Origin of the sequence: Streptomyces sp. NPDC001568 (genome assembly GCF_042893755.1) — a bacterium.
GTDB lineage: Bacteria > Actinomycetota > Actinomycetes > Streptomycetales > Streptomycetaceae > Streptomyces.
On the sequence record NZ_JBIAVF010000009.1, the window covers coordinates 193890 to 214443 of the forward strand.

The following is a 20554-nucleotide window of genomic DNA, read 5'->3' on the forward strand; positions in this document are numbered from 1 at the left end:
CTTCCTTACGGATGTCCGGGCTCGGGAGAGGGAGCCGACTAATGGAGAAACGGCACTCAAGACCGGTGATGCCGCGGTATTGCACGGGTTCCTGCTGCGCACAGTAATCAAGCGGTCACTGTGCGTGCCCAACAGGTAACCGTGCCATAACGTCGATCAAGGGCGCTTGCCCGACACGCCGGTTTAACACGGCAAGGTTGTGGCAGGCTGCACCCGGGCAGGCCACACTCGACTAGCGGAAGCAGCGACGCACGTGACGTCGGCAGGCACCACCCGGGAGGTCCCCATGCCCGAACTGCGTGTCGTGGCCGTCTCAAATGACGGCACACGACTGGTGCTCAAGGCTGCGGACAGCACGGAGTACACGCTTCCGATCGATGAGCGGCTGCGGGCTGCCGTGCGCAATGACCGCGCGCGCCTGAACCAGATCGAGATCGAGGTGGAGAGCCACCTCCGCCCCCGAGACATCCAGGCCCGCATACGAGCCGGTGCCTCCGCGGAGGAGGTCGCCCAGCTCGCCGGCATCCCCGTCGACCGGGTCCGCCGCTTCGAGGGCCCCGTGCTCGCCGAGCGCGCCTTCATGGCGGAGCGCGCCCGCAAGACGCCGGTCCGCCGCCCCGGCGAGAACACCGGACCCCAACTCGGCGAGGCCGTTCAGGAACGGCTCACGCTGCGCGGGGCCGACAAGGACTCCGTCCAATGGGACTCCTGGCGCCGCGACGACGGCACCTGGGAGGTCCTCCTCGTCTACCGGGTCGCCACCGAAATGCACTCGGCGAGCTGGACGTACGACCCGCCGCGCCGACTGGTCGTGGCCGTCGACGACGAGGCCCGGTCCCTGATCGGCGAGTCCGACGACCTGCCGGCGACTCCGGAGCCGAGCTTCCCGTTCGTGCCGCGAATCGCCCGGCTGCCCCGGGACCGGCCGCTGGACCGGGCCCTGGACCGCCAGTTGGAGCGGCCCGACACCCGCACGCCGCCCCCGCCCGAGCCCGAGGAGGAACGGGACACGCTGACCAGCCTGCTGGAAGCCGTCCCGAGTTTCCGCGGCGACATGGTCGTCCCGGAACGCGTCGAGGCCCCGGTCGAGGAGATCGAGGTCGAGGAGCCGCCGGCCCCGGCGGCGTCGGCGGGCGCCGGTTCGGCGTACGCGGACGTACTGATGCCGCGCACCGTGGCGGGCCACCGCGACCGGCTCACCGGTACGACGGACCGTCAGGCCGAGGCGGACGGAGTCCGGCCGGGCCGCCGCGCGGCGGTCCCCAGCTGGGACGAGATCGTCTTCGGCACCCGGCGCAAGAAGCAGGAGTAGCGCGGCCCGTGCCGGGGCGCCGCCCGTCGGCGGCGCCCCGGCTCGGCCTGCCTCCCACCGGCCGGCGCCCGCCCTACTGCGGGTCCGGTCCCGTCGCCACGGGGCGCTCCGGGTCCGAGGACCACTGTGACCAGCTGCCCGCGTACAGGGCCGCCGGGATTCCGGCCACCTCCAGCGCCAGTACCTCGTGGGCCCCGGAGACTCCCGAGCCGCAGTACACGCCCACCGGGGTGTCCCCGTCGGCGCCCAGTGCCTCGAACCGCGCGCGCAGCGCTCCGGTCGACAGGAACCGGCCGTCCTGGGTCACGTTCTCCGTGGTCGGGGCCGAGACCGCGCCCGGGATGTGGCCGCCGATCCGGTCGATCGGCTCGACCTCGCCGCGGTAGCGCTCCCCCGCCCGGGCGTCCAGCAGGAGTCCGGCGCGGGCCAGCGCGGCCGCGCCGTCCGCGTCCAGCAGGCCCAGGGCTCCCGGGTTTGGCTTGAAATCGCCTTCCGTGGGGTTCGGCGCGTCGGGGGTCACGGTTCCGCCCGCCGTCGTCCAGGAGGCCAGGCCCCCGTCCAGGACGCGCACGGCCGGGTGACCCGTCCAGCGCAACAGCCACCAGGCGCGGGCGGCGGCCCAGCCCTGGCCCCCGTCGTACACGACCACCGCCGTCCCGGAGCCCACGCCGGCGCGACGCATGACCGCCGCGAAGGCCTCCGGGTCGGGCAGCGGGTGGCGTCCGCCCGACCCGGGCGGACCTGCCAGTTCGCGGTCGAGGTCGACGTACACGGCGCCGGGCAGGTGGCCCGCTTCGTAGGCGGGGCGCTGGTCGGGGCCGCCCAGCTGCCAGCGGACGTCCAGGAGCACCGGGGGCCGGGGGCCGGCCAGCTCGTCCGTCAGTTCGGAGGCCGAAACAATCGCAGTCATGGGCCCATCCTGCCCCCACCCCGTGGCCCGCGTAACGAGCCCGACACCAGCGGCCCGCAGGGATTCGGTCATCTCTCTTCCAGGTCCGGACGACCCGGCCGGTCGGGGCGCGCCGCGTGTCCCGGGGTGCAAGCATCGGGCGGGTACGGGGACGAGACGGAGGAGACTGCTGACATGACCGAGGCAGCGCGGGCTTCGCGGCGCCCGCCCGGCACGCCCTGTTGGGTGAGCCTCATGGCGCACGGGCTCGGAAGCACCGAGGCCTTCTACGCCGACCTCTTCGGCTGGGAGTACGAGCCGGGGCCGCAGCACCTCGGCCCGTACGTCCGGGCGTTCCTCGACGGCGACGAGGTGGCGGGCATCGGCCAGCTGCCGCCGGACAGCAACCTTCCGGTCGCCTGGACCACGTACTTCGCCACCGACGACGCCGATGCGAGCGCCGAGGCGATCCGGTCCTGCGGCGGGACGGTCGCGGTGGGGCCCCTGGACGCCGGTCCGGTGGAGCGGATGGCGATCTGCTCCGACCCGCTGGGCGCGATCTTCGGGATCTGGCAGGCCGGGGACCGGCCGGGAGCGCGGCCGTTCGGGCTGCCCGGCACCCCCGTGTGGAACGAGTTGCTCACCCAGGAGAGCGTGGCGGTCGGGACGTTCTACTCGTACGTCTTCGGACACGAGGCCGAGGAGTACAAGGGCCCCGACGCCGAGCGGTACGCCGAGGGCCCCGGCGGCCTGGACTACCTGACGCTGTCACTGGCGGGCCGACCGGTCGCCGCCGTGCACGGGGTCGGTCGGGCGCTGCCCCGCGACCGGGGGCCGCACTGGATGACGTACTTCGAGGTGACCGACCCGGACGGGGCCGCCGATCGGGTGCTGGAGCTGGGCGGACGGATCGTCACCCCCGCCCGGGACCGGATCCGGGGCCGGCTGGCCACGGTCGCGGACCCGGAGGGGGCGGTGTTCTCCCTGATCCGGTCCTACGGCGAGGGCGGTCCGGCGTGAGGTGAGCCGGGGCCGGGCCGGTGCCGACGTGACCGGGCCGGTCCGGCGCCGGCGGGCGGTGCACCGCTGGGACGCACCGCCCGCCGTCACCGGACCAGGAGCACGATCGCCGCCCCCCAGACGGTGAGCAGGACGTTGCCGAGGGCGTACGGGACGGTGCAGCCCAGGCCCGGGATCTGGCTGCGGGCACGCTCGTTGAGGGCGCCGATCGCGGCCGTGGTGGTCTGGGCGCCCGCCAGCGCGCCCAGCAGGGTGGGCAGCGGGACGCGCAGTACGAAGTGCCCGAACAGGAACCCGAGCACCAGGGGCAGCGTGGTGGCCACGGCCCCGCCGAGGAGCAACGGCCAGCCCGCCTGGGCGAGGCCGCCGGCGAAGCTGGGCCCGGCGTTCAGGCCGACGATGGTGACGAACATGCAGAGCCCGAGGGTGCCCAGCAGCCATTGGGCGGCGGAGGGCAGGTTGCCGTAGGTCGGGTGCTTGCTGCGGACGTGGCCGAAGACCAGGCCCATCAGCAGGGCCCCGGTCGAGGTGGACAGGGACAGCGGGGCGCCCGCGGCGTGCAGGGCGGGGATGCCGATGCACCCGCCGACGAAGAGACCGCTCGCGATCCACACCATGTCGGTGGCGAAGCTGGTCGGCACGGCCTTGCCCAGCTCCAGCGCGGCCGCGTCCACCAGCCGGCGGGGGCCGGTGAGGACCAGGGTGTCCCCGCGCTGGAGGGAGTTGGCGCGGCCCATCGGGAGCTCGGCGCCGGACCTCAACTGACTGACGATGAACACGCCGGTCATGAAGTCCTCGTGGCGCAGGGTCCCGATGGTCACGCCGTCGGTGCGGTGGCCGGTCAGCACGATGTGCAGGGTCTCGGTCCGGTAGCCGAGCAGTTCCGTGTCGTCGGTCTCCATGCCGATGTGGGTGCGCGCGTCGAAGGCGACGAGGTCCCCGCGGACGGCGCTGATGGCGACGGTGTCCCCGAGGCGCAGCCGGGTGTCCGTGTCGTGCTCGATGATCTGCCCGGCGCGGCGGACGCGGGTGATGTAGACGCGCCGGTCCAGCTCGCGCTGCTCCGCCTCGAACTCCCCGATGCCGCGTCCGGCGAAGCCCTCGACGTCCACCTCGTAGGCGCGCAGGACGTGCTGGTAGTAGCCCTGGCCCGCGTCGGGGTCGGGGTCGGGCACGGCGCTGTCGAGGTCGGCGGCGAGGACGGCGCTGTCGGCGGCGAGGTCGCGGCGCAGCAGGCGGGGCAGCAGCGTGGGCAGCAGGACGGCGGGCAGGACGGTGCCGAGGGGGTAGGTGACGGCGTAGGCGATGGCGACGAGGTGCGCCTGGTCCTGGGCCTGGGCGGGGCTCAGGCCGGGGAGGTTGACGATCGTGTCGGCGGCGACGCCGATCACCGAGGACTGGGTGAGGGCCCCGCCCAGGAGGCCCGCCGCCAGGCCCGGTCCGTAGCCGAGCAGCGAGGCGAGCAGCCAACAGGTGGCGAGGCCGCCGATGCAGACGACCAGGGTGAGCAGCAGCTGGGGGATGGCGTCCCTGCGCAGCGACCGGAAGAACTTCGGGCCGACGTCGTAGCCGAGAGCGAAGAGGAACATCAGGAAGAAGACGGACTTGATCGGTCCGGTGATCTCCACGTGGACCTGCGAGCCGATGATCAGTCCGGCGACGAGGCAGCCGGTGACGGCGCCGACGGCGAAGGTCTTGTAGCGGATCCGCCCGATCTGGAACCCGACGGCGACGGTGAGGAAGATGAGGAGCTCGGGGTACGGCTCGAAGACGTGCTCCCGCAGCCAGTCCATGCGCGCTCCCCCTCCATCGGGCCGGTGCCCGATCCCTGCCCGGGGGCGCGGACCGCGGCAACGCGCGCCGGAGCCGTTCCCCCTATCGGCCGAGCGCGGAGCGCAGGGTGAGCCCGTACCGGACGCGCAGGCGGCGCAGTTCCCACACCGACAGCGCGGTCACCGACAGCGGCGGTCCGATCAGGAAGAGGAGCCGGACGGCGAGCGGGGCGTGGACGGGCGGTGCGTCGAAGACCTGGACCGCGCACATGGCCCACACCAGGGCCGGCGATATCAGCGGCGGGAGCACCTCGTGGACGTCGGCGGTGCGGAAGGTGTGGTGGACCCCGTACAACACCGAGGCCAGCCCGAAGGGCAGCACGAACAGGTAAGCGGCGCCGAAGACGATGTTGAGGAGGAACCCGGCGGCGCCCATGTGGTCCGTCATCATCAGGGTGCCCGCGGGCCCGGCGAGCAGGACGAGCACGACGGTCCCGAAGAGCGCGCCGAGGGCGGTGAGCGGACCGCGAAGCCGCGCCCGGTAGAAGGAGGGGCCGGGCCGTCGGGCGCCCAGGACGAAGGCGGCCAGCGCGACGGGTACGAGGACCAGCAGGACGCCCGCGCTGAGGAAGAACTCGATGAGCTTGCCCTGCAGCACCGAGCCCGCGGACCGGCTCAGCGGGTACGAGTAGAGCAGCCATCCGGTGGCCACGAGCCCGATGGCGGTACGGGCCACCTTGGCGGTCTCGATCTGCGGATCGATCAGCCGCCCGCGCCGCGCGGGGCGTTGCACCCGGGCGGCGAAGACGAACGGCAGCATGAGGAACCCGACGCACCCCGAACGGGCGTCGTCGTTCCGCGGTCTTCTGGTCCTGCGCGCGTGGGTGCGCACGGCATCGCCCCCCTGACGATCATGAACACCGCATCATAGGTGCCCGGGCGGGGCGGGACGGCCGGGGACGCGGTGGCCGGGCTTCCACCCTGCCGGTCTTCCGCATCCTTCATATGATGATTCCTACTGCTTTGAGCACTGATGCGAAGGTGGTATGCCCATGCCCACTGGCCTCACGGTCGACGCGGTCGGCCCGGTGGACGTCGCCGTGGTCGCCTTCGACGGCAACCGGTTCAACGGCGATGTCGCCCCGGCCCTGCGGGAGCTGCAGGAGAGCGGGGTGGTCCGGATCCTCGACCTGACGTTCGTCAACAAGGGACCGGACGGCTCCGTGTCCGTGGTGGAGCTGGACGACGCCGCGGTGGAGGAGGCCTTCCGGCGGATGACCGGCGACGGCTTCGACCTGCTCAGCGACGAGGACCTCACCCGGGTGGCCGAGCGGATGCCGGACAACTCGTCGGCGCTCGTCCTCGTCTGGGAGAACACCTGGGCGTCCCGGCTCGCCACGGCGCTGCGGGAGTCCGACGGCCAGGTGGTCTTCCTGGAGCGGATCCCCCGGGCCGAGGTCGTACGGGCGATCACCGCCCTGGACGAGGAGGACTGACGACATGGTGATGCGTCGACGGATGGGACGGCCGGGCCTGCTCGGCACGATGGCCCGGACCGCGGTCGTCGCGGGCACGGCCACCGCGGTGTCGGGCCGGATGCAGCGCGCGGCCGCGGACCGCGACGCCGATCAGCAGACGGCGGCCGACGCCCGGCAGCAGCAGTTGGTGGATCAGGCGGCCGCCCAGGCACCGGCGGCCACACCCCCGGCGCCGGCCGCGGTGGACCGCGTCGGCCGGCTCACTCAACTGGCCGAGCTGAAGGCACAGGGCGTGCTGACCGAGGCGGAGTTCGCGGCGGAGAAGGCCCGGATCCTCAGCGGCTGAGACCGGTCACCGGTCGCGGACGGGCGCCGGCTTCGGACCGTCAGCCGCCGTTGACCGGGAGGACGTCCGGGGAGAGGGCGCTCGCGTGGGCCGAGGCCGAGGTCATGCGGCGGCGGTGGTGGCGACGGCAGAGGACCTCGTAGCCGATCTCCCCCGCCGGGCGGTTCACGTCGCCGACGACGACCTGGGCGCCCTCGACGACCATCTCGCCGCCTATCGTCCGGGCGTTGTGGGTGGCGCGGGCGCCGCACCAGCACAGGGCCTCGACCTGGAGCTGTTCGAGGCGGTCCGCCAGCTCGATCAGGCGCTGGGAGCCCGGGAAGAGCTTGGTGCGGAAGTCCGTGGTGATGCCGAAGGCGAACACGTCCAGGCCGAGATCGTCCACGATCCGGGCCAACTGGTCGATCTGGTCGGGGGCCAGGAACTGCGCCTCGTCCACGATCACGTAGTCGGCCTTGCCGCCCTTGGAGAGCTGGGCGACCAGGTACGCGTACAGGTCCATGCCCTCCGGCGCCTCGACCGCCTCCGTCACCAGGCCCAGGCGGGACGACAGCTTGCCCTCGCCGGCGCGGTCGTCGCGGGTGAAGATCACGCCCTGCAGGCCCCGCGCGTCACGGTTGTGCGCGATCTGGAGCGCCAGGGTGCTCTTTCCGCAGTCCATCGTTCCGGAGAAGAACACCAGCTCGGGCATGGCAGGACGGGACCTTTCGGGTCGTGGGCGACGGGGGGTGGGGTGGTGGGGCCGGTCAGGTGCGGACTTCGAGCAGGGGGACCAGCTGCTCGGCGGCGGTCATGGAGCCGTGCATGCCGACCAGCGCCGACTCGTTGGGCTCGTTGCGGGACGCGGTGATCGCGACGTCCGCCTGGGCGGCGGCGATCACGTCGCCGATCCGGCCGAGGACGCGTTCGTCGCACTCCCCCGGAGCGCCGAACCAGCCCAGTTCCAGGGCCTCTTCGCGGCTCGCGACCCAGAAGCGGTCGCCGAGCACCTCGCGCCAGACGGTGAGGACGTCGGCCTCGGCGCCGGGTACGGCGTACACGTGCCGGGCCCGGCCCTCGCCGCCGAGCAGGGCGACGCCGGCGCCCAGTTCCCAGTCGTCGTCGAAGTCGATCCGGGAGTCCTCGTCGAAGGGGACGTCGACCATGCCGTGGTCGGCGGTCACGTACAGCGCGGTGCGCGGCGGCAGTTGCTCCGCGAGACGCTGCACGAGGCGGTCGACGAACATGAGCTGACCGCGCCAGGCGTCGGAGTCCACGCCGTGCCGGTGGCCGGCCCCGTCGAGTTCGCTGTAGTACGTGTACACGAGCGAGCGCTCGGCGGCCGCGAGTTGGATCGCGGCGAGGTCCATGCGTTCCTCGCCGGTCATCCGGCCGTGGAAGGTGCCCCCGCTGAGCGCGATCTTGGTGAGCGGGGTGGCGCGGAACGTGGGCGAGGACACCTGGGCGGTGTGCACCCCCGCGGCGTCCGCGAGCTGGAACACGGTCGGGTAGGGCTGCCAGGGCTTGGGCGCGGTCCACGGCTGCCAGCGGAGCTGGTTCATCAGCTCGCCGGAGGCAGGGTTGCGCACCGCGTAGCCCGGCAGGCCGTGGCGGGCCGGCGGCAGGCCGGTGCCGACGGAGGCCAGGGAGGTGGCGGTGGTCGCCGGGAAGCCCGAGGTGATCGGGCGACCCGTGCCGCCGCGCGAGCCGGCGAGGAGGGAGGTGAGGTACGGGGCCTCGTCCGGGTGGGCCTTGATCTGCTCCCAGCCCATGCCGTCGACGAGGAAGACGCAGTTCCGGTCGGCCGGGGTGAGCTCGGCGATCCCGGCGGCGAGGCCGGGCACCCCCTGGCCGGCCGCGAGGGTCGGCAGGAGGTCGGCGAGGGAGCCCGTCCCGTAGTGCGGGACCGGGGCGCCGGCGAGGTCGAGCAGTTCCGGTTCGTCCTGCCAGTTCGGCGGCGCGGAGTACGACATCAGCGGGCGGGACCGGAGGTCGCGGCCGTCGCCTCGGACAGCGCCTGGGCGAAGACCAGGGTCTGGCGGACGGTCTCGGGGCCGTCGCCGGCCTCGCTGACCCGCAGGCTCAGGTCGTCGGCGGTGGAGTTGCCGGTGTAGCCGTGGTCGGCGTCGCAGTTCGAGTCGCCGCAGGCGGCGGGCTCCAGGTCGATGCGCGAGACGGCGCCCCAGCCGATGGTCAGCACGACCTCGCGGGGCAGGGTGCCCGGGGTGTACGACTCCGGGTTGGCGACGACGCGGCTGAGGACCACGGAGGAGATGCTGCTGAGCTTGACCGATTCGGTGGAGGTGGTCGCGTACGGGGAGGGGGACCCGGCGTCGGCGGCCTGCTCGTCGGTGTGGCTGACGATGAAGCGGTTGCCGGTGAGGACCAGCACGGTCACGTGCCGGCGGACCTCGTTGGAGTCGAAGGTGGTCTCCTGGTGGACCAGGTACGACGAGATCGGCTCGCCGCCCACGGCGGCCTCCACCGCCTCGGCCACGAGGGCCGGGTAGTAGCCGCTGCGCTCGATCGCCGCGCGCAGCCCCTGGGTCGTCGTACCGGATTTCGCCATGAGGTCCATCCTAAGGCCCCTCCGGGGTCCCCCTACCTGCCCGGCGCTCAGTAGCTGGGCAGGGTTCGCGGGCCGAGGTCGTTGCGGGCGGGCGGGTGGGCCACGCGGACGGTGGCGCTCAGCACGGAGAGGCCCTCGGTGGCGACGACCACCGGCTCCAGGGAGACCCCGACGACCTCGGGGTGGTCGTCGACGAGGCGGGACAGCCGGAGCAGGAGTTCCTCCAGGGCGCGGGTGTCGACGGGGTCGCTGCCGCGCCAGCCGAAGAGCAGCGGGGCGGTGCGGATGGAGCGGATCAGCGCGGCCGCGTCCCGGTCGGTGGCCGGAACCAGCCGGTGGGCGGTGTCTCCGAGCAGCTCGGAGGCGACACCGGCCAGTCCGAAGGTGAGGACGGCTCCCCCGGCGGGGTCGATGACCGAGCGGACGACGGTGTCCACGCCGCGCGGCACCATGGACTGCACCACGGGGAGCAGCTCGGCGGGCTTGCCGAGGGAGTCGGTGAGTTCCTCGTACGAGCGCCGCAGCTCGGCCTCGGTGGTGAGGTCCAGGCGTACGCCGCCCAGGTCGGCCCGGTGGCGCAGGTGCGGGGCGGTGGTCTTGAGGGCGACGGGGTAGCCGAGGACGCGGGCCGCGCGGGCGGCGGCGTCGGGGGTGGGGGCGGGCAGGACGGGCAGGACGCGGATGCCGTAGCGGCCGAGGAGCTCGCGGCCGTCGGCCTCGTCCAGGGTGGCCACGGAGGCGGGGGCGACGTCCGCGAGGAGGCGGGCGAGCAGGCCGGCGGCGCCGGCTTCGTCGATGTCCTCGTACTCGGGGACGTGCCCGCCCTCGGCGTTGGCCCGACGCCACTGGCCGTACCGGACGGCCTCGGCGAGGGCCTTCACGGCCCGCTCGGCGGCGGGGTAGGTCGGGATCGGGCCGGTGCGGGGGGACGGTGCGTCGGGGGCCGGGCCCGCGCCGGCGTCCGGGCCGGAGGCGGCCGGCGCGGTCCACGCGGGACCGCGCGGGGCGGCGGCGGACGGGGAGGTGGCCCGCGCGGCGGACAGGGCCTCCACCAGGGCTCCGAGTTCCACGTGGACCACCGCGACGGGCTTGCCCGGCGTCTCGGCCGCGGCTTCGCGCAGGGCGGCGGCGAGGTCGTCGGCCAGGGCCTGCTCGCCCACCCAGGGGATGGCCGTGACGATGACGGCGTCGTGGTCGGGCGAGGCCAGGGCCGCGGACAGGGCCGCGCGGAAGTCGGCGGGGCCGGCGGCGGTGGTCAGGTCGAGCGGGGGGCGCGGGCGCAGCCCCTCCGTCAGGCAGGCGTCGTAGGTGAGGACACCGAGCGACTCGGAGTTGCCGAGGATGGCCACCCGGGGGCCGGCCGGTACCGGTTGCCCGGCGAGCAGCAGGCCGACGTCGACCAGTTCGGTGACGGTGTCGACCCGGATGACGCCGGCCTGCCGCAGCAGCTCGGAGACGGTGCTGTCGGTGAGCCGCGTACCGGGGACGACGTGGCCGGCCGGGGTGTGGCGGCCGCCGCGGGCGACGACGACGGGCTTGACGGCGGAGGTGCGGCGCGCGAGGCGGGTGAACTTGCGCGGGTTGCCGAGGGTTTCCAGGTAGAGCAGGGCCACGTCGGTGGCTTCGTCGTCGTACCAGTACTGGAGGATGTCGTTGCCGGAGACGTCGGCCCGGTTCCCGGCGGAGATGAAGGACGACAGCCCTCCGCCGCGCCGGAGCAGTCCGGCCAGCAGCGCGATGCCGATGGCTCCGGACTGGGTGAACAGGCCGATGCGGCCGCGGGCGGCGGTGGGACCGGGGGCCAGGGAGGCGTTCAGCTCGACGTCGGGGGCGGTGTTGATCACCCCGAAGGCGTTGGGGCCGATCAGCCGCATCCCGTACGAGCGCACCTGCCGCACCAGTTCGCGCTGGCGGGCCAGGCCGAGGGGGCCGCTCTCCCCGTAGCCGGCGGAGAGCACGACCAGGCCCTGCACCCCGTGTTCGCCGCAGCGGGCGACGGCGTCCGGGACGCGTTCGGCGGGGACGGCGATCACGGCGAGGTCGACGGGGGCGCCGATGTCCGCGACGGTGCGGTAGGCCCGTACGCCGTCCAGCAGGTCCCCCTCGATGCCGGGGGCGCGGGCTTCGTTGACGGCGTAGAGGTGCCCGTGGAAGCCGCCGTCGCGCAGGTTGCGCAGGGCCGCCGCGCCGACGCCCGAGCCGGAGCGGCTGACGCCGATGACGGCGACGGAGCCGGGGGCCAGCAGCCGCTGGACGGAGCGGGCCTCGGCGCGCTGTTCGCGGGCGCGCTGCACGGCGAGGGATTCGGCGGTGGGTTCGAGGTCGAGGGTGAGGTGGACGGAGCCGTCCTCGAAGCTGCGCCTCTGTTGGTAGCCGACGTCCGTGAACACTTTGATCATCTTGTTGTTGGCGGGCAGCACCTCGGCGGCGAACCGACGGATGCCCCGCTCCCGGGCCACGGCCCCGATGTGTTCCAGGAGCGCGGAGGCCACGCCGCGGCCCTGGTGGGCGTCCTGGACGAGGAAGGCGACCTCGGCCTCGTCGGCCGGGACGGGGGCCGGCCGGCCGTCGGGGCCGATCCGGTCGAAGCGGACGGTTCCGATGAACTCGCCGCCGATGGTCGCCGCGAGGCCGACGCGGTCCACGTAGTCGTGGTGCGTGAAGCGGTGCACGTCGCGGTCGGACAGGCGCGGGTACGGCGCGAAGAAGCGGTAGTACTTCGACTCGTCGGAGACCTGTTCGTAGAAGCTGGTGAGCCGTCCCGCGTCCTCGGTGGTGATGGGACGGATGCGGGCGGTGCCGCCGTCGCGCAGCACGACGTCCGCTTCCCAGTGGGCCGGGTACGAGGGGTCCGACGCGGTCGTCATGGGGTCACCCTAAGGGGCGGACGGGCCGGGCGGACCGGCCTGGACGCGAGCGCGCGCCGAACGCGGCAGTCCGGGGCGAAGCGGTGCAAGCTGGGGAAGGTCGAACGGCGGTGGATCGGGGCCGAAGGTCGGTCCGAGCATTCGGGGTGCCGTGAGAGACTGGTCTAGACAACCGTAAGAACCTGAAGGGCATCACCATGGCAGAGCGCCGCGTCAACGTCGGCTGGGCCGAGGGCCTGCACGCTCGTCCCGCCTCGATCTTCGTCCGGGCGACGACCGCTTCCGGCGTCCCGGTGACCATCGCGAAGGCGGGCGGCGACCCCGTCAACGCCGCTTCCATGCTGGCGGTCCTGGGCCTGGGCGCCCAGGGCGGCGAGGAGATCGTTCTCGCTTCGGAGGCCGAGGGTGCGGACGCCGCCCTGGACCGCCTCGCGAAGCTGGTCGCCGAGGGCCTCGATGAGCTCCCGGAGACCGTCTGACCCTTCGGGTCCGGTACCACCCCGAACGAGCAGAAGAGCCGCAGCCCCCGGTGACCCCGGGGACTGCGGCTCTTCTGCTTTTCGGCCGCGCGGGCGGGAATTCGACGCCGGACGCAAAACCGGAAACCCGAAGGAAGAAGAAGGCCGGAAAGAGAGCAGGAGAAATGTGCGGTACCACGAACCGCCCGGCGCCGTGAGAATATCCACCCACCTTTGTATACGGCCCGTGTTAATGCCGGACGCTCGACATGTTTACGGCAGGTTGCGGAGTCCTCACCCGCGGCCGGTGCGCCTCGGCGGCGCGCGCCGCGTGCTGCGCGGTCAGCGCCCGGGCCCGTTCGACGTCCCCGCGGGCCACCGCGTCGACGATGGCGCCGTGTTCGGCCCAGGACTCCACGGGGCGCGCGGGCGCCTCCACCGTGTACATCCAGGCGATCTTGCGCCGGGTCTGGGTCAGCAGGGCGATCAGGCCCGGGCTACCGGAGGCCTGGGCGAGGGTTTCGTGGAACCAGCCCCCCAGGTCCCGCAGATCGCCCCCCTGACCCCTACGGGCCCGCTCCTGCCCCAGCCGGACCAGCCCGCGCAGCACCCGCAGGTGGGCATCCGTCCGCCTGCGGGCCGCCCTGGAGGCCGCGAGGGGCTCCAGCAGCATCCGTAGCTCCAGGAGGTCGGCCGCCTCCTGTTCGGTGGGCTCCGCCACGCAGGCGCCCGCGTGGCGGCGCGTGGTGACGAACCCTTCGGACTCCAGGGTGCGCAGCGCCTCGCGCACCGGGACGCGGGAGACCCCGTAGCGGCGGGCCAGGACCTCCTCGGTGAGGCGGCCGCCCGGCCCGAAGAAGCCGGAGACGATATCGTCGCGGATCGCTGTGCACACCGCGTGCGCGGGAATACGCAAGGCCGGACCTCCGCGTGAATTCGGCTGCCGGCGCCGTCGCCGGAATCGTGACCGTGTCGCGACTCTATTGCAACACGCGAATATTTCCGAGGACGGCCGGAAATCCGAAACATTTCACGCAACGGGAAGAGGCGGACCCTGGAAGGACCGGGTCGGCCGGCGCGATGGGCTCCGGGAACGCGGACGACCCCGGCTCGGTGAGCCGGGGTCGTCCGTGGAAGTGGTGGTGCGGTGCCGCTCGGGTCAGAGGTTCACACCGTGCGAGCGCAGGTACGCCAGCGGGTTGATGTCCGAGCCGTACTGGGCGCTGGTGCGGGCCTCGAAGTGCAGGTGCACGCCGCTGGAGTTGCCGGTGGTGCCGGCGCGGCCGATCTGCTGGCCCGGGGCGACCTGCTGGCCGGCGGACACGGTCAGCGAGTCCATGTGGCCGTACTGCGTGTACGTGCCGTCGTTGTGCTTGATGATCACGTTGTTGCCGTAGGCGCCGCCCCAGCCGGCCTCGACGACCGTACCGGCGCCGACGGCGCGGATCGTGGTGCCGAGGGAGGCGTGGAAGTCGATGCCCGTGTGGCTACCGGAGGACCACATGGCACCGCCCGCACCGTAGGAGGTGCTGACGTAGGAGCCCGCGACCGGCGAGACGTAGGTGTTGAGGCGCTTGCGCTCCTCCTCGCGGGCGACGCGCTCGGCGGTCTCCCGGTCGGCCTTCGCCTTGGCCTCGGCGACCTCGGCGACGCGTTTGGCCTCGGCGGCGCGCTGCTTGGCGTCGGCCTCGGCCTGGGCCTGGGCGGAGACGGCCTCGGCGGCGCGCTGCTGGGAATCGGCCTGGGCCACGATGTCGCCCTGGAGGTCGTTCGCGACGACCACCGGGTTCTGGCCGGTGTCCTCCATGGAGGGGCCCGAGTTGTCCGCCGCGAAGGCGGGAGCCGCGAGGGTGCCGACCACGCCCGTGGTGGCGAGGGCGGCTATACCGGCGTAGCCGGCGGTCTTGCGGCTCAGACGGCTGGAGCCGCGGTGCTTGCCGGAGCCGGTGGGACGACTGCCAAACGCCATGAAGGGGGTGATCCTTTCCTTCCCTCTCGCCTACCGGGTTAGCTGACGGGTTCGGAGCAGGAAGGTCTCCTACGGACCTCCTCTTGCGAGGCGGTCCGATTCACCCCAGGGACTGTGGGTCCCCGGCTCCCCAGGCTCGCGCCTGACGGGGACTCGGCGATCACTGTTCGGTGCCGCGGATGCGGCGGGCACAACTGACGAACAGCAGGGCCGACGCTAGGCGGATCATCAGTGGATCGCCAAACACACGAGCGCTTTTGTTGCGTACGCCACACCGCATACGAGCAACCAAACCACTAATCGGACAAAAGGGGCCCTGACGGATAATCCATCAGAGCCCCTTCAGAATCGGTCGGTTACCGGTGGAGCGGCGGTCGTCCGCCGCTCGATTACCGGTCGACCACGGGTCAGTTGGTGACGACGGTTACGGCGCCGATGCCCAGTGCCCGTACGGGCTCCTCGATCTGCGCCGCGTCGCCCACCAGCACCGTCACCAGACGGTCCACCGGGAAGGCGCGCACGACCGCCGAAGTCGCCTCCGCCGTACCGGTTTCGGCCAGCCGGGCGTACAACCGCGCCTGGTAGTCGTCCGGCAGCTCCTGCTCGACCTGGTCGGCCAGCGTGCCCGCGACGGAGGACGCCGTCTCGAACTTCAACGGGGCCACGCCCACCAGGTTCTGCACCGCCACGTCCCGCTCGGCGTCGGTCAGACCGCCCTCCGCGAGGGTGCGCAGCACCTTCCAGAGGTCCTCCAGCGCCGGGCCGGTGTTCGGGGTGTCCACCGAGCCGCTGATGGCGAGCATCGAGGCGCCCTTGCCGTCGGCGGTGGAACGCAGCACCTGACCGAAGGCGCGCACGCCGTACGTGTACCCCTTCTCCTCGCGCAGCACCTTGTCCAGGCGGGAGGTGAGCGTGCCACCGAGGCAGTACGTGCCGAGCACCTGCGGGGCCCACACGAGGTCGTGGCGGTCCGCGCCGATCCGACCGATCAGCAACTGCGTCTGGACGGCTCCGGGCCGGTCGACGATGACCACACGGCCCGTGTCGTCGGCGGTCACCGGGGGCACCGGGCGGGGCTCGGCGGTGTCACCGGTCCAACTGCCCAGGGTGTCGGCCAGGACGGCGTCCAGGTCGATGCCGGTCAGGTCGCCGACGACCACCGCGGTGGCGGTGGCGGGGCGCACGTGCGCCTCGTAGAAGGCACGGACGGCCGCGGAGTCGATGCGGGCCACCGTCTCCTCGGTGCCCTGGCGCGGCCGGGACATGCGCAGGGAGGCCGGGAAGAGCTCCTTGGAGAGCTGCTTGGCCGCGCGGCGCTGCGGGTTGGCCAGCTCGTGCGGGATCTCGTCGAGCCGGTTGCGCACCAGCCGGTCGACCTCGCTGTCGGCGAAGGCGGGCGCGCGCAGCGCCTCGGCGAGCAGGCCCATCGCCTTGTGCAGGCGGGAGGCCGGAACCTCCAGGGAAACCCGCAGGCCGGGGTGGTCGGCGTGCGCGTCGAGCGTGGCGCCGCAGCGCTCCAGCTCGGCGGCGAACTCCTCGGCGGAGTGCTTGTCGGTGCCCTCCGACAGGGCGCGGGCCATGATCGTGGCCACCCCGTCGAGGCCCTCGGGCTCCGCGTCCAGCGGGGCCACGAGGTTGACCTCGACCGCGACCACCTGCTGGCCCGGACGGTGGCAGCGCAGCAAGGTCAGGCCGTTGGGCAGCGCGCCCCGTTCGGGGGCCGGGAAGGCCCACGGCTTGGCCTCGCCGGGCTGCGGCTGCGGGTGGAAGGTCATCGTGACGGCTGCGGTGTCGCTCACTGCTCCGCCCCTTCGTTCTCGTCGGTCTCGTCGGCGTCGTCGGCGTCGGACCCGGCCAGCGGCTCGTAGACCAGGACCGCCCGGTTGTCGGGGCGCAGTCGGGCCGCGGCCACGGCCTGCACCTCCTCGGCGGTGACGTCCAGGACGCGCCGCACGGCGGTCAGGGCCAGCTGCGGGTCGCCGAACAGCACCGCGAAGCGGCACAGTTCGTCGGCCCGGCCGGCCACCGTGCTCAGCCGGTCCAGCCACTCGCGCTCCAGTTGCGCCTGGGCGCGCTCCATCTCCTCGGCCGTGGGACCCTCGGCGGCGAACCGCGCGAGCTCCTCGTCGACGGCGGCCTCGATGGCGGGCACCTCGACGCCGCTGGAGGTCTTGACGTCCAACCAGCCCAGCGAGGGCGCGCCGGCGAGCCGCAGCATGCCGAAGCCGGCCGCGACGGCGCTCTGGTCGCGGCGTACCAGCCGGTTGTGCAGGCGGGAGGACTCGCCGCCGCCCAGGACGGTCAGCGCCACGTCGGCGGCGTCGCACTCGCGGGTGCCGTCGTGCGGGAGGCGGTAGGCGGCCATCAGCGCGCGCGCCGGGACCTCCTCGACGATCTCCTCGCGCAACTGCGCGCCCATGACCTCGGGCAGCGTGCCGTCGCGCGGGGGCTGCTTGCCGTCGTGCGACGGGATGCTGCCGAAGTACTTCTCGACCCAGGCGAGGGTGCGCTCGGGGTCGATGTCGCCGACGACCGACAGGACGGCGTTGTTGGGCGCGTAATAGGTACGGAAGAAGGTGCGCGCGTCCTCCAGGGACGCGGCGTCCAGGTCGGCCATCGAGCCGATCGGGGTGTGGTGGTACGGGTGGCCCTCGGGGTACGCGAGGGCGGTCAGCTTCTCGAACGCCGTCCCGTAGGGGACGTTGTCGTAGCGCTGGCGACGCTCGTTCTTGACGACGTCGCGCTGGTTCTCCATGGACTCGTCGTCCAGGGAGGCCAGCAGCGAACCCATCCGGTCCGCCTCCAGCCACAGGGCGAGTTCCAGCTGGTGGGCCGGCATGGTCTCGAAGTAGTTGGTGCGCTCGAAGCTGGTGGTCCCGTTCAGGGAGCCACCGGCGCCCTGGACGAGCTCGAAGTGTCCGTTGCCCGGTACGCTCGCCGAACCCTGGAACATCAGGTGCTCGAAAAGGTGAGCCAAACCGGTCCGCCCCTTGACTTCGTGGCGCGAGCCGACGTCGTACCAGAGGCAGACGGCGGCGACCGGGGTGAGGTGGTCCTCGGACAGCACCACGCGCAGGCCGTTGGCCAGCCGGTGCTCGGTCGCTGTCAGGCCGCCGGAGCCGGCCTGAGCTGTGGCCGTGTGACCCATGGGCATGTGGTCCCTTCGATCGCGATGCAGAGATTTCTGTCAGACCTGCCACTGTATGCAAGCGCGTCGGCCACCGGAGAAGTTCCCGGATGCCGCCCGCGGACTCCGTCCGGGGGACCCCCGGGGTCGGAGTCGGCATTGTCGGCGGCCCGGGCCACAATGGTCCGCGTCGCCCCTGCCGGACCGCCCGGCCGGAACCCGTACGTCCCGTACACCCCGCACACCCGATTCTTGGTTAAGGAGCCGCGCAGCGATGGCCCGCCGCAGCACGAAGACCCCGCCGCCGGAGGATTTCGAGGAGAAGATCCTCGACATCGACGTCGTCGACGAAATGCAGGGCTCCTTCCTCGAGTACGCGTACTCGGTGATCTACTCCCGTGCCCTGCCGGACGCCCGGGACGGCATGAAGCCGGTGCACCGGCGCATCGTCTACCAGATGAACGAGATGGGCCTGCGCCCCGACCGCGGCTACGTCAAGTGCGCCCGTGTCGTGGGCGAGGTCATGGGCAAGCTGCACCCGCACGGCGACGCGTCGATCTACGACGCGCTCGTGCGCATGGCGCAGCCCTTCTCGATGCGCCTGCCCCTGGTCGACGGCCACGGCAACTTCGGTTCGCTCGGCAACGACGACCCGCCGGCCGCGATGCGTTACACCGAGTGCCGGATGGCCGACGCCACGTCACTCATGACGGAGTCGATCGACGAGGACACCGTCGACTTCAACGCCAACTACGACGGCCAGGAGCGCGAACCGGTCGTCCTGCCCGCGGCGTACCCGAACCTGCTCGTCAACGGCGCCTCCGGGATCGCCGTCGGCATGGCCACCAACATGGCCCCGCACAACCTGGGCGAGGTCATCGCGGCCGCCCGCCACCTGATCCGCCACCCGGAGGCGGACCTGGAGGCGCTGATGCGCTTCGTGCCGGGTCCCGACCTGCCCACGGGCGGCCGGATCGTCGGGCTCTCCGGCATCAAGGACGCCTACGAGAACGGTCGCGGCACCTTCAAGATCCGCGCGACGGTCTCGGTGGAGGACGTCACCCCGCGCCGCAAGGGTCTCGTCGTCACCGAACTGCCCTTCACGGTGGGCCCCGAGAAGGTCATCGCGAAGATCAAGGACCTGGTCGGTTCGAAGAAGCTCCAGGGCATCGCCGACGTCAAGGACCTCACCGACCGCTCGCACGGCCTGCGCCTGGTCATCGAGATCAAGAACGGTTTCCACCCGGAGGCCGTCCTGGAGCAGCTCTACAAGCTGACGCCGATGGAGGAGTCCTTCGGCATCAACAACGTCGCCCTGGTCGACGGGCAGCCCCTGACGCTGGGCCTCAAGGAGCTGCTGGAGGTCTACCTGGACCACCGCTTCGAGGTCGTCCGCCGGCGCAGCGAGTTCCGTCGCACCAAGCGGCGCGACCGACTGCACCTGGTCGAGGGCCTGCTGGTGGCCCTGATCGACATCGACGAGGTCATCCGGCTGATCCGCGAGAGCGACAACTCCGCACAGGCCAAGGAGCGGCTGATCGAGCACTTCTCGCTCAGCGAGATCCAGACGCAGTACATCCTCGACACCCCGCTGCGCCGTCTGACCCGCTTCGACCGGATCGAGTTGGAGTCCGAGCGCGACCGCCTCACCGGCGAGATCGACGAGCTGACGGGCATCCTGGATTCGGACGGCGAACTGCGCAAGCTGGTCTCCTCCGAACTGGCCGCGGTGTCGAAGAAGTTCGGCACCGAGCGGCGGACGGTGCTGCTGGAGTCGGCGGGCACGGCCATCGCGACCGTTCCGCTGGAGGTCGCGGACGACCCGTGCCGCGTGCTGCTGTCCTCCACCGGCCTGCTCGCCCGTACGGCGAACGGCGACCCGCTCCCCGAGGAGGAGGGCGGCGCCCGCGCCAAGCACGACCTGATCGTCTCCCAGGTGGCGGCGACCGCACGGGCCGACGTGGGCGCGGTGACCTCGTACGGTCGGTTGCTGCGCCTGCCGGTGATCGACCTGCCGCAGCTGCCGGACACGCACGCCGCGCCGAACCTGGCCGGTGGCGCCCCCGTCTCGGAGTTCCTCTCCGGGCTGGAGGCCGACGAGACGGTGATCTGCCTGACCTCGCTCGACGAGTCCTCCCAGGGGCTGGCCCTGGGCACCGAACAGGGCGTCGTCAAGCGGGTCGTGCCGGACTACCCGGCGAACAAGGACGAGCTGGAGGTCATCACCCTCAAGGAGGGCGACCGGATCGTCGGCGCGGTCGAGCTGCGCACGGGCGAGGAGGACCTGGTCTTCATCACCGACGACGCCCAGTTGCTGCGCTACCCGGCGGCCCAGGTGCGCCCCCAGGGCCGCCCAGCGGGCGGCATGGCGGGCATCAAGCTCGCCGACAACGCCAAGGTGATCCACTTCTCGGCCGTGGACCCGGCCCGGGACGCCGTGGTCTTCACGGTGGCGGGATCGCAGGGAACGCTGGACGACTCGGTGCGCTCCGGCAAGCTCACGCCCTTCGACCAGTACCCGCGCAAGGGTCGGGCCACGGGCGGGGTGCGCTGCCAGCGCTTCCTGAAGGGCGAGGACGTCCTGGTGCTGGCCTGGGCCGGCGGGGCCCCGGTCCGGGCTTCATCGGCCAACGGCACCCCGGCCGCGCTGCCGGCCGTGGACCCGCGTCGTGACGGCTCGGGGGCGGCACTGCCGGCGGTCGTCGAAGCCCTCGCCGGGGGCGTGTTGTAGCACCGGCGGGGCGCGGGTTTCGCGGGGTGGGCCGTTG

At 72.7% G+C, this 20554-nt stretch carries 17 protein-coding genes and 1 riboswitch; of the genes, 6 read left to right on the forward strand and 11 right to left on the reverse strand.

Annotated elements, in window-relative coordinates:
* Window positions 1–286: 286 nt before the first annotated feature.
* Window positions 287–1312: a septation protein SepH gene (sepH, locus tag ACFY0I_RS18615; RefSeq protein ID WP_388896625.1), complete on the forward strand. Its 1026-nt coding sequence runs from the start codon at window positions 287–289 to the stop codon at window positions 1310–1312.
* Window positions 1313–1385: 73 nt separating this feature from the next.
* Here the strand turns inward: sepH and ACFY0I_RS18620 are convergent, their stop codons facing one another.
* Window positions 1386–2222 carry a sulfurtransferase gene (locus tag ACFY0I_RS18620; protein ID WP_388896627.1) on the reverse strand — a complete coding sequence of 279 codons (837 nt, stop codon included), beginning with the start codon at window positions 2220–2222 and terminating at the stop codon, window positions 1386–1388.
* 174 nt (window positions 2223–2396) lie between these two features.
* On the opposite strand from ACFY0I_RS18620, the gene ACFY0I_RS18625 reads away from it, so the two are divergent.
* Entirely contained in the window at window positions 2397–3221 is an 825-nt protein-coding gene (locus ACFY0I_RS18625) for a VOC family protein (RefSeq protein WP_388896630.1), read from the forward strand.
* Between the two features lie 86 nt (window positions 3222–3307).
* Here the strand turns inward: ACFY0I_RS18625 and ACFY0I_RS18630 are convergent, their stop codons facing one another.
* Together ACFY0I_RS18630 and ACFY0I_RS18635 are read right to left on the reverse strand one after the other, a co-directional pair.
* Window positions 3308–5014, reverse strand: coding sequence for an aspartate:alanine exchanger family transporter (locus tag ACFY0I_RS18630; protein WP_388896633.1), 1707 nt, complete (start codon window positions 5012–5014; stop codon window positions 3308–3310).
* An 82-nt stretch (window positions 5015–5096) separates the two neighbouring features.
* Entirely contained in the window at window positions 5097–5885 is a 789-nt protein-coding gene (locus tag ACFY0I_RS18635) for a hypothetical protein (protein ID WP_388896636.1), read from the reverse strand.
* Window positions 5886–6045: 160 nt separating this feature from the next.
* On the opposite strand from ACFY0I_RS18635, the gene ACFY0I_RS18640 reads away from it, so the two are divergent.
* Together ACFY0I_RS18640 and ACFY0I_RS18645 are read left to right on the forward strand one after the other, a co-directional pair.
* The gene (locus tag ACFY0I_RS18640; RefSeq protein WP_388896638.1) at window positions 6046–6489 is read left to right on the forward strand and encodes a DUF6325 family protein; all 444 of its coding nucleotides are present in this window, start codon (window positions 6046–6048) and stop codon (window positions 6487–6489) included.
* A gap of 4 nt (window positions 6490–6493) precedes the next feature.
* Window positions 6494–6817, forward strand: coding sequence for an SHOCT domain-containing protein (locus ACFY0I_RS18645; protein WP_388896641.1), 324 nt, complete (start codon window positions 6494–6496; stop codon window positions 6815–6817).
* Window positions 6818–6857: 40 nt separating this feature from the next.
* Here the strand turns inward: ACFY0I_RS18645 and ACFY0I_RS18650 are convergent, their stop codons facing one another.
* Genes ACFY0I_RS18650 through ACFY0I_RS18665 form a run of 4 tightly spaced genes read right to left on the reverse strand, consistent with a single transcriptional unit; the run spans window position 6858 to window position 12232 of the window.
* On the reverse strand, window positions 6858–7508 hold the full coding sequence (locus ACFY0I_RS18650) for a thymidine kinase (RefSeq protein ID WP_388896644.1): 651 nt from the start codon (window positions 7506–7508) through the stop codon (window positions 6858–6860).
* A gap of 55 nt (window positions 7509–7563) precedes the next feature.
* Window positions 7564–8769: an alkaline phosphatase family protein gene (locus ACFY0I_RS18655; RefSeq protein WP_388896646.1), complete on the reverse strand. Its 1206-nt coding sequence runs from the start codon at window positions 8767–8769 to the stop codon at window positions 7564–7566.
* Window positions 8769–9365 carry a DUF5998 family protein gene (locus tag ACFY0I_RS18660; protein ID WP_362877990.1) on the reverse strand — a complete coding sequence of 199 codons (597 nt, stop codon included), beginning with the start codon at window positions 9363–9365 and terminating at the stop codon, window positions 8769–8771. The genes ACFY0I_RS18655 and ACFY0I_RS18660 overlap by 1 nt, the downstream gene beginning before the upstream one ends.
* A 47-nt stretch (window positions 9366–9412) precedes the next feature.
* A complete protein-coding gene (locus ACFY0I_RS18665) occupies window positions 9413–12232 on the reverse strand; it encodes a GNAT family N-acetyltransferase (RefSeq protein WP_388896649.1) in 2820 nt (939 codons plus the stop codon).
* 197 nt (window positions 12233–12429) lie between these two features.
* Between ACFY0I_RS18665 and ACFY0I_RS18670 the strand changes: the two genes are divergently transcribed.
* Complete coding sequence (locus tag ACFY0I_RS18670; protein WP_361773359.1) at window positions 12430–12711, forward strand: HPr family phosphocarrier protein; 282 nt, start codon at window positions 12430–12432, stop codon at window positions 12709–12711.
* Between the two features lie 229 nt (window positions 12712–12940).
* Here ACFY0I_RS18670 and ACFY0I_RS18675 read toward each other — a convergent pair whose 3' ends face one another.
* The 4 genes from ACFY0I_RS18675 to ACFY0I_RS18690 all read right to left on the reverse strand — a co-directional run bounded on the left by ACFY0I_RS18675 (window position 12941) and on the right by ACFY0I_RS18690 (window position 17807).
* The gene (locus ACFY0I_RS18675) at window positions 12941–13606 is read right to left on the reverse strand and encodes a GntR family transcriptional regulator (protein ID WP_388896651.1); all 666 of its coding nucleotides are present in this window, start codon (window positions 13604–13606) and stop codon (window positions 12941–12943) included.
* A 243-nt stretch (window positions 13607–13849) separates the two neighbouring features.
* Window positions 13850–14659 (reverse strand): M23 family metallopeptidase, encoded by an 810-nt coding sequence (locus ACFY0I_RS18680; RefSeq protein ID WP_388896653.1) that lies wholly within the window; start codon window positions 14657–14659, stop codon window positions 13850–13852.
* A gap of 12 nt (window positions 14660–14671) precedes the next feature.
* Window positions 14672–14828: riboswitch (cyclic di-AMP (ydaO/yuaA leader) on the reverse strand.
* Window positions 14829–15066: 238 nt separating this feature from the next.
* The gene (locus tag ACFY0I_RS18685) at window positions 15067–16434 is read right to left on the reverse strand and encodes a M16 family metallopeptidase (protein WP_388896891.1); all 1368 of its coding nucleotides are present in this window, start codon (window positions 16432–16434) and stop codon (window positions 15067–15069) included.
* Between the two features lie 20 nt (window positions 16435–16454).
* Window positions 16455–17807, reverse strand: coding sequence for a M16 family metallopeptidase (locus ACFY0I_RS18690; protein ID WP_388896656.1), 1353 nt, complete (start codon window positions 17805–17807; stop codon window positions 16455–16457).
* Between the two features lie 253 nt (window positions 17808–18060).
* Here ACFY0I_RS18690 and ACFY0I_RS18695 point away from each other — a divergent pair, with 253 nt between their 5' ends.
* The gene (locus ACFY0I_RS18695; protein ID WP_388896659.1) at window positions 18061–20517 is read left to right on the forward strand and encodes a DNA topoisomerase (ATP-hydrolyzing) subunit A; all 2457 of its coding nucleotides are present in this window, start codon (window positions 18061–18063) and stop codon (window positions 20515–20517) included.
* Window positions 20518–20554 lie beyond the last annotated feature (37 nt).